Here is a 7,302-nt window from a genome sequence, read left to right as displayed (position 1 = left end):
GCCCGATGGAGCGCTTTTTTATATTGAGCAACTCTGCTCAATGATGCCATCTTAACGCAGTAAAGGTGGTACCGCTTCGTAGTTGATTTCAACACGGCGGTTTTCTTTCCAGGCACTTTCATCATGACCTGGGTTAACCGGCATTTCTTTACCATAGCTGACCGGTTCCAATTGACCCGGATTCACGCCTGTGGTGACCAGGAAGCTTTCGACTGCTTTGGCACGACGCTCACCAAGGGCCATGTTGTATTCACGGGTACCACGTTCATCGGTATGACCTGTAAGCGCGACTTTCGAGTTGGCATTGGCCATCAGGAACTGTGCATGCGCCTGTAAGGTTTGCAGGTCTTCATTCGACAGTTCGCTGCTGTCATAGTCAAAGTGCACCACACGTTTCGCCAAGAATGCTTTATTGGCTTCAGTTACACCTTTGGCAGATGCACCAGCCAGGTTTTGTGCATTCAAGGCTGCATCATCACTTAAGCCTTGTGTATTGACTGTGGTTGAAGAGGTCGGTGTTTGTCCTGCTTGAACATCGGTTGCAGGCTTACGGTTGGCACAGCCAGTCATCACCAGCGCTGAGGCCAGTACAGGCAATACAAATAATTTTACTGCGTTCATTTTCATCTCCATGAAACTTGGTTGTTCAGTTGCTCTTATTTTGGTGCCCAAGCCGGTTCACGCACTTCACCTTGTTCACTTGGCAAATTCATACGGAAACGACCATCTAAAGACATAATGGACAGCAGGCCACGCGCACCTTCACGGGTTGCATAGACCACCATCTGTCCATTTGGTGAGAAGCTTGGAGATTCATCCAGGCTGGTTGGGGTGAGGATATTGGTAATGCCGGTATTAATGTCCTGAATCGCAACTTTATAATTGCTGCCACTTGGACGATGAACCAGCGCCAGTTTTTTACCATCGGCACTTAAAGTACCACGCGCATTAAATGCGCCGCGGAAGGTCAGACGTTTGCTGCTGCCCGTGTTCAGGTCATAGCGATAGATTTGCACTGAGCCGCCACGATCTGAAGTAAAAATAAACGATTTACCATCGGGTGCGTAGCGTGCTTCTGTATCAATGGCGCTGTCATTGGTCATGCGCTTGAGTTGACGCGTGCCCAGATCCATCTCGTAAATTTCCGGATTGCCGTGCATTGAAGCTGTAAACAGCATGCGTGAACCATCTGGAGAGAAGCTTGGTGCGCCATTTAAGCCACGGAAGCTGGCCAGTTTTTCACGTGAACCGGTAGATAAATCCTGAACATAAATCGCAGGGCGTTTGGTTTCAAAGGACACGTAGGCAATTTTCTTGGCATCTGGCGTCCAGGCCGGCGACAAGATTGGATCGCGTGAAGTCAGAATGGTTCTTGGCTGTTCACCATCGGTGTCGGCAATTTGCAGGGTATAGCGCTGCTCCGGAGTGGCCGGATTTCGCAAGACATAGGCAATACGACCACTGAAATCGCCTTTAATACCGGTCAGTGCTTCATAGATGGTGTCACTGATCATATGTGCAGCCTGACGGGTACGTGAAGCCGGTACAGTCAGTAATTCGTTTAATAAATACTGCTGCTTTTGCACATCATACAGCTGATAGTGAATTTCAAAGCCACCATCTGCAGTTGGCTTGCTGGTACCAGTCACTACATAAGGTACACCGGCGGCCTGCCAAGCAGCGGCATTCGGACTATTATTTGCTGCACTTGCCGGCAAGTTTTTTGATGAGCTGGTGAATTTGCCGGAACGGTTCAGGTCATTTTCAACAATCGGGTAAATGCTTTGATCATTACTAAACGGAATGATGGCAATTTTCGGGGCTTCTGCAGGTGCTTTGGCAATTTCCAGATGTAGCTGGGCATGGGTTTGAGAGACCATTATTGGACCCAAAGCAGTAAAAATTGCCAAGCAAAGTAGATGTTTAGGCTTCATTTCCATCATTCGCTATTTACTCAAAACATAATTCTTGTTGATGTGATTGTTCTACATAATGCCATGCTTATTTGAGATTTAAAGCAGAGAATTATGACCAAACTGTTATAACACTGTGAAAAGTGAATAAAATTTTGTCGCTTGTTGTGCAGTGTAACTGAAAAATAACAGGCCATCCCGGCTTTTGACAGGATGGCGAGTCAGCTTATTTGGCAGTAAAGCTGGAGGTAAAACTGCGTGCTTCACGGCGTGCATCCGGGTCCGAAGGCATTGGATAGGGTGCAGCAGCACGTACCGCGGCCTCGACACTGGCTTTCATGTCCGGATCACTGGAGTTCACAATCACCGAGGCCACCGAACCGCTGTCGGTTAGCGTAACCCGTGCCGTGGCAGTTTTGCCAGAAGAGCCGACCGGAATATCCCAGGCGCGACGGATCTTGTTTTCAAAATCGCGTTTGGCTGTAGAGGCAATCCGTTTGGCTTCAGCTTTCTTTTGTGCCGCTTCTTCAGCCGCCTGTTTGGCCGCCGAGGCTTTGGCTTCTGCTTCAGCGCGGGCTTCGGCCTCTGCATCGGCTTTGGCTTTCGCCGCTGCATCCGCTTTAGCTTTTTCAGCTGCTTCGGCTTTGCGTTTAGCATCCGCTTCCGCCTTGGCTTTGGCTGCTGCTTCTGCTTTGGCTTTATTCGCAGCCTCGGCTTTGCGTTTGGCTTCAGCATCGGCTTTGCGTTTAGCATCCGCTTCCGCCTTGGCTTTGGCTGCTGCTTCTGCTTTGGCTTTATTCGCAGCCTCGGCTTTGCGTTTGGCTTCAGCATCGGCTTTGCGTTTCGCCTCTGCATCTGCCTTCGCCTTGGCTGCCGCCTCCGCCTTGGCCTTATCTGCCGCTTCGGCTTTACGTTTGGCTTCCGCTTCCGCCTTACGACGTGCATCAAGTTTGGCTTTTTCTGCTGCTTCTGCCTTACGCAGGGCTTCAGCTTCGCTGCGGCGTTTGGCTTCTGCCTCGGCTTTGGCCTGTGCAGTGGCCTTGGCTTTTTCAGCGGCTTGGGCTTTACGTTCAGCTTCTGCCTTGGCGCGCTGGGCCTGTTGTGCCTGTAATTTTTCTGCTTCCGCTTGTGCACGTGCTTCCAGGCGTTTTTGCTGTTCGGCCTGTTGTTGTGCGGCAGTATTGCTTGGTTGTGCTTTGGCCGGTTCTGGCTGAGGCACAGCTGGTGGTGCGACCGGAATTACCGGAGCGTCTTCAACCGGAGTCGCGGTTTGCTGAATCTCGGCTGCTACATTTTTATGTGCGGTCTCAGCAAACTCGGTTTCTTCACGAGTAACTGGGGGTAAATCTTCCGGTTTAATCAGCACGGTCCGAATCTGTTTGGGTGGCTCCGGTGGCTGGCTCATGCCCAGATAAAGTAAACCCACCACGGCAATGACATGCACGCCAATGGTAAATCCCAGAGCGAGTGCATTGTGCTTAAAAGGTGGCTTTTTAAAATCTTTCATAGCTTATTGTACAGATTCGGTGAGTAAGCCAACTTGTTCAAGCCCCGCCTCTTGCAAGCTTGCCATTAATGCAATGACATCGCCATAGGGACGCGTATTGTGTCCACGAATCACCACATTTAATTTTTTATTTTCAGCAGAAGCAGTCGTTTGTGCTTCTGTTAAAATTTCGGTGAGCTGAGCTAAAGTCAGTGGCTCTGCCTTATATTGTTTGTATTCAAGATAATAATGACCATCTTTGTCTAGAGTGACCCTGGCTGGCGCATCTTTGGATTCAATCGGATTGCCATTGGCCTGCGGCAAATCGACATTGATACCGCTGGTAATCATTGGGGCAGTGACCATAAAAATGACCAGCAGCACCAACATCACGTCGATGTAAGGCACTACGTTCATATCACTTTTTAAGGGCTTTTTAATACGCTCGAAGCGTCCGGAACGTTGAATGGCCATTAGTCATGTTCCCGTGCTGAACCCAAAGACTGACGTTGTAATAAGGCCACCATTTCTTCAGCAAACAAGGCACGGTCTGAATAGAGGCTTTCACCTTTGGCGGTGTAATGGTTAAAGGCCAGGACTGCTGGAATTGCGGCAAATAAACCAATTGCGGTGGCAATCAGCGCTTCGGCAATCCCCGGTGCAACGGTAGCCAGTGTTACCTGATCGACATCGGCCAGGCCAATAAAGGCATTCATAATGCCCCACACGGTTCCAAATAAACCAATATACGGTGCCACAGAGCCAATGCTGGCCAGCGCGCCTAAGCCTTGTTCCAGTTGGCCTTGGTCACGGCTTAAACCGACACGTAAAATACGTTCGGTACCTTCTAGACTTTGTGCAGTCGGGGCATGACGTTTTTTCAATTTGAGAAATTCACCCAGACCCTGATAGAAAATATCTTCCAGGCCGGTGCGTTTGGAATTGAGTTGGGCGTTGTTATATAGCGTATTTAATTCAGCACCAGACCAGAAGATTTTCTGGAAATGATTATCATCGGCCTGGGCTTTTTTATAACTGAGATGTAACTTGGCGATCAGATACCAACTATACAAGGAGGCCAGTAACAGCACCAACATGACCAGTTGTACCACAGGGCTTGCCTGCAAAATAAGATCAGAGACTTGTAGAGATGATTCTAATTGTGTTGCCATAGTTACGTAGTGCCATAAGTTTTTAGTCTTGGTCCTGTCCTAGCTCTTTTAGAATCAGGCCACGAATTTCATCCGGAAGGCGACGTGGACGCATTTCAGAACTTAAACATGCCAATTCCACCTCACCAGAAGCAAGCATGATTTCACCACGATAAATATTTTGTTGCAATACAAATGACGTTGCTTTACACGAAACAACACTTGCTGTAACAGTAATCAGATCATCCATTAAGATTGGACGCATATATTTGACATTAATTTTATGCACGACAAAGTTATAGTCGTTTTGATGCCAATAATGATCGACGCCGGAAGCACGCAGCCATTCGGTCCGGGTGCGCTCCATGAAACGAATATGATTGGCATGGTATACAATCCCGCCTGCATCGGTGTCTTCCATATAGATACGAATTTGAAATTCAAATTTATTCGCCATGATACTGTTCCATTACAATTTTCAGTTTTGGTCTGGAAGGGCCGTACAGAACTGGATTGAAGTTGTCTGAGGTTCTGTCAAATGCCCGACTGGGTTGGCTTTGCAGTTTAGCATAATGACTTTTTGCTCCTATGGCACAAGGTGTCAAATCCAGTGGCAAAGGTATAAAGAATGTAGAGCTGAGATTGGATATTTATCGTTCGGTACAGGTTGAATTAGGTGAATTGACACGTGATTTATGCCTTTTTTTGCCATGCCGCCTGTGCTTGGTCATTGGCAATTTTGATAGCACTGTTGCCAGTGCGGTTTTAGGCACTGTCCGGATGATCGAGGTACAGCCGTTCCACCGCATAATCACGTAGATGCAAGGCAAAATAGCTGCTGATCACGAAAGTTCGCTCAAACTGCTGCGGCTGTTTATTGGCAAAATATTGTCGTAGCTGGAGTAAGCCATACCAGATCATACTAAGAAAGAATGCCGCCACAGATAAGACAATTCCTACAGCGTCTTGCAGCAGATAACTACCAATTCCGCCCAGCACGGCCAGTAACGTCAGAATCAGGGCAAGCTTCTGTTTCGGTTTTACTGAAGTGAGTGGTTGGGTATAGGTTTCAATAAAGGGTTTAAGTTCTTCGGAAAAATACAGGCTAATCCAGTGGATGGCGCATAGCTGATCAAAATGGATGGCATCGATAGACCAGTGCCCATGCCGATGCAGGTCGATCTGTTCAATGCCAGCTTGATCTGCATCAATGATTTTGCCGCGTTCATTTTTAAAATCGAAGCTCAGCCAGTGACTGAGATCGCCTTGCAAAAGCTGGTTCAGATAGTTTAACTCAGATTCACTGAAAAACTGGAATGGTTTGCCATAAGGTAGGGGCAGGATTGGCTGCAATTGCTCTATCAGCTCATCAAAATGCTGCTGAATGTGTTGAATTAGTTGTTGTTCGGTCATCATTATTCTTGTACGAGTGCGTGTTCAAGTTGTTATTTATCAAAGACCTTCATCATCTCATAAGCAATGAAGGTCAGGCATTGCTGTTATTTCGGTTCCGGCGGGGTCATACCAAACTGCAAATAAGCCATATTGGTGGCAATCCGGCCACGTGCAGTACGCATCACATAACCTTGCTGAATCAGATAAGGCTCAATCACATCTTCCAAGGTGCCCGAATCTTCTGCCATGGCTGCAGCCAATGCTTCGACACCAGCAGGTCCGCCGTCAAAACGTTCCAGTAACATCGACAGATAGCGACGGTCCAGGGTGTCTAGGCCATCTTTATCGACATTGAGCATATCCAGAGCGCGCTGGGCCATTGCATGGGTGACTTCGCCGGTGCCTTTGACCTGGGCATAGTCACGTACCCGGCGCAACAAGCGGTTGGCAATACGCGGTGTGCCGCGGGAACGGCGGGCAATTTCTGCCGCGCCTTCTTCGGTCATCGGGACATCCATTAAACTGGCAGAACGTTTTACGATATGGGTCAGATCTTCCACCGAGTAGAATTCTAAACGCTGCACAATCCCGAAACGGTCACGCAGCGGCGAAGTGAGCAGACCGGCCCGCGTGGTGGCGGCGACCAGAGTAAATGCCGGCAAGTCCAGTTTGATCGAACGCGCTGCCGGGCCTTCACCAATCATGATGTCCAGCTGGTAATCTTCCATCGCCGGATAGAGGATTTCTTCAATCACTGGTGACAGGCGATGAATTTCATCAATAAACAGTACATCGCCTTCTTCAAGGTTGGTCAGCATGGCTGCCAAGTCACCGGCACGTTCAAGCACAGGCCCCGAAGTCGATTTCAGGTTGCCGCCCATTTCACGGGCAATGATATTGGCTAGGGTGGTTTTACCTAAGCCCGGTGGGCCGAAAATCAGGGTATGATCGAGGGCTTCGCCGCGGCCGCGCGCTGCACCAATAAAGATTTCCATTTGTTCACGCACCACCGGTTGACCGATGTAGTCATCGAGGGAGGTGGGGCGGATGGCGCGATCAATTTGATCTTCGGGTTTTTCAGAACCACTGATAAGACGGTCTTGCATATATTATGTAAACTTCAGGTAAATACAGTTTAATGGGGCAGACGTCAAAAGCGCTTTTTGACGGATGTTCCAAGAAAATTAAATTTCGGGAATAACCTGCGGTTGGCCTTACCTTGCGAAATATATTTCTCATTCGGCAAAAGTAAGCAAAACCATCGTCATTCGCAAAACTCGTCAAAAGATGATTTGTCTCGACTATATCGTAGAAACATTTTTGTGCAAATGCTTCCTACCTCAAACAGTTGCGAATG

The 7,302-nt window shown here is 48.4% G+C and carries 8 protein-coding genes; all 8 read right to left on the bottom strand.

The annotated features are described in order from the left end of the window. Nucleotides 1-51: 51 nt before the first annotated feature. The 8 genes from pal to ruvB all read right to left on the bottom strand — a co-directional run bounded on the left by pal (nt 52) and on the right by ruvB (nt 7,051). Nucleotides 52-621, bottom strand: coding sequence for a peptidoglycan-associated lipoprotein Pal (gene pal, locus FTU69_RS10380; protein ID WP_005176597.1), 570 nt, complete (start codon nt 619-621; stop codon nt 52-54). Nucleotides 622-656: 35 nt separating this feature from the next. Continuing rightward, complete coding sequence (gene tolB / locus FTU69_RS10375) at nt 657-1,940, bottom strand: Tol-Pal system beta propeller repeat protein TolB (RefSeq protein ID WP_370459252.1); 1,284 nt, start codon at nt 1,938-1,940, stop codon at nt 657-659. Nucleotides 1,941-2,139: 199 nt separating this feature from the next. Further along, nucleotides 2,140-3,420 carry a cell envelope integrity protein TolA gene (gene tolA, locus FTU69_RS10370; RefSeq protein ID WP_180103846.1) on the bottom strand — a complete coding sequence of 427 codons (1,281 nt, stop codon included), beginning with the start codon at nt 3,418-3,420 and terminating at the stop codon, nt 2,140-2,142. Between the two features lie 3 nt (nt 3,421-3,423). After that, the gene (gene tolR, locus FTU69_RS10365) at nt 3,424-3,873 is read right to left on the bottom strand and encodes a protein TolR (RefSeq protein WP_075167772.1); all 450 of its coding nucleotides are present in this window, start codon (nt 3,871-3,873) and stop codon (nt 3,424-3,426) included. Next, nucleotides 3,873-4,571, bottom strand: a complete 699-nt coding sequence (tolQ, locus tag FTU69_RS10360; RefSeq protein WP_168381680.1) for a protein TolQ — start codon at nt 4,569-4,571, stop codon at nt 3,873-3,875. Before tolQ ends, tolR begins: the two co-directional genes overlap by 1 nt. A gap of 22 nt (nt 4,572-4,593) precedes the next feature. Then, the gene (gene ybgC, locus FTU69_RS10355) at nt 4,594-5,007 is read right to left on the bottom strand and encodes a tol-pal system-associated acyl-CoA thioesterase (protein ID WP_005176609.1); all 414 of its coding nucleotides are present in this window, start codon (nt 5,005-5,007) and stop codon (nt 4,594-4,596) included. Nucleotides 5,008-5,315: 308 nt separating this feature from the next. After that, on the bottom strand, nt 5,316-5,963 hold the full coding sequence (locus FTU69_RS10350; protein ID WP_257222796.1) for a hypothetical protein: 648 nt from the start codon (nt 5,961-5,963) through the stop codon (nt 5,316-5,318). A gap of 86 nt (nt 5,964-6,049) precedes the next feature. Continuing rightward, a complete protein-coding gene (ruvB, locus tag FTU69_RS10345; protein WP_005176611.1) occupies nt 6,050-7,051 on the bottom strand; it encodes a Holliday junction branch migration DNA helicase RuvB in 1,002 nt (333 codons plus the stop codon). Nucleotides 7,052-7,302: the final 251 nt, after the last annotated feature.

The sequence above is a fragment of the Acinetobacter sp. YH12134 genome, assembly GCF_013418555.1.
Classification (GTDB): Bacteria; Pseudomonadota; Gammaproteobacteria; order Pseudomonadales; family Moraxellaceae; genus Acinetobacter; species Acinetobacter indicus.
The sequence above is the reverse complement of the archived record's forward strand: the minus strand, read 5'-3'. Positions and strand labels throughout refer to the sequence as shown.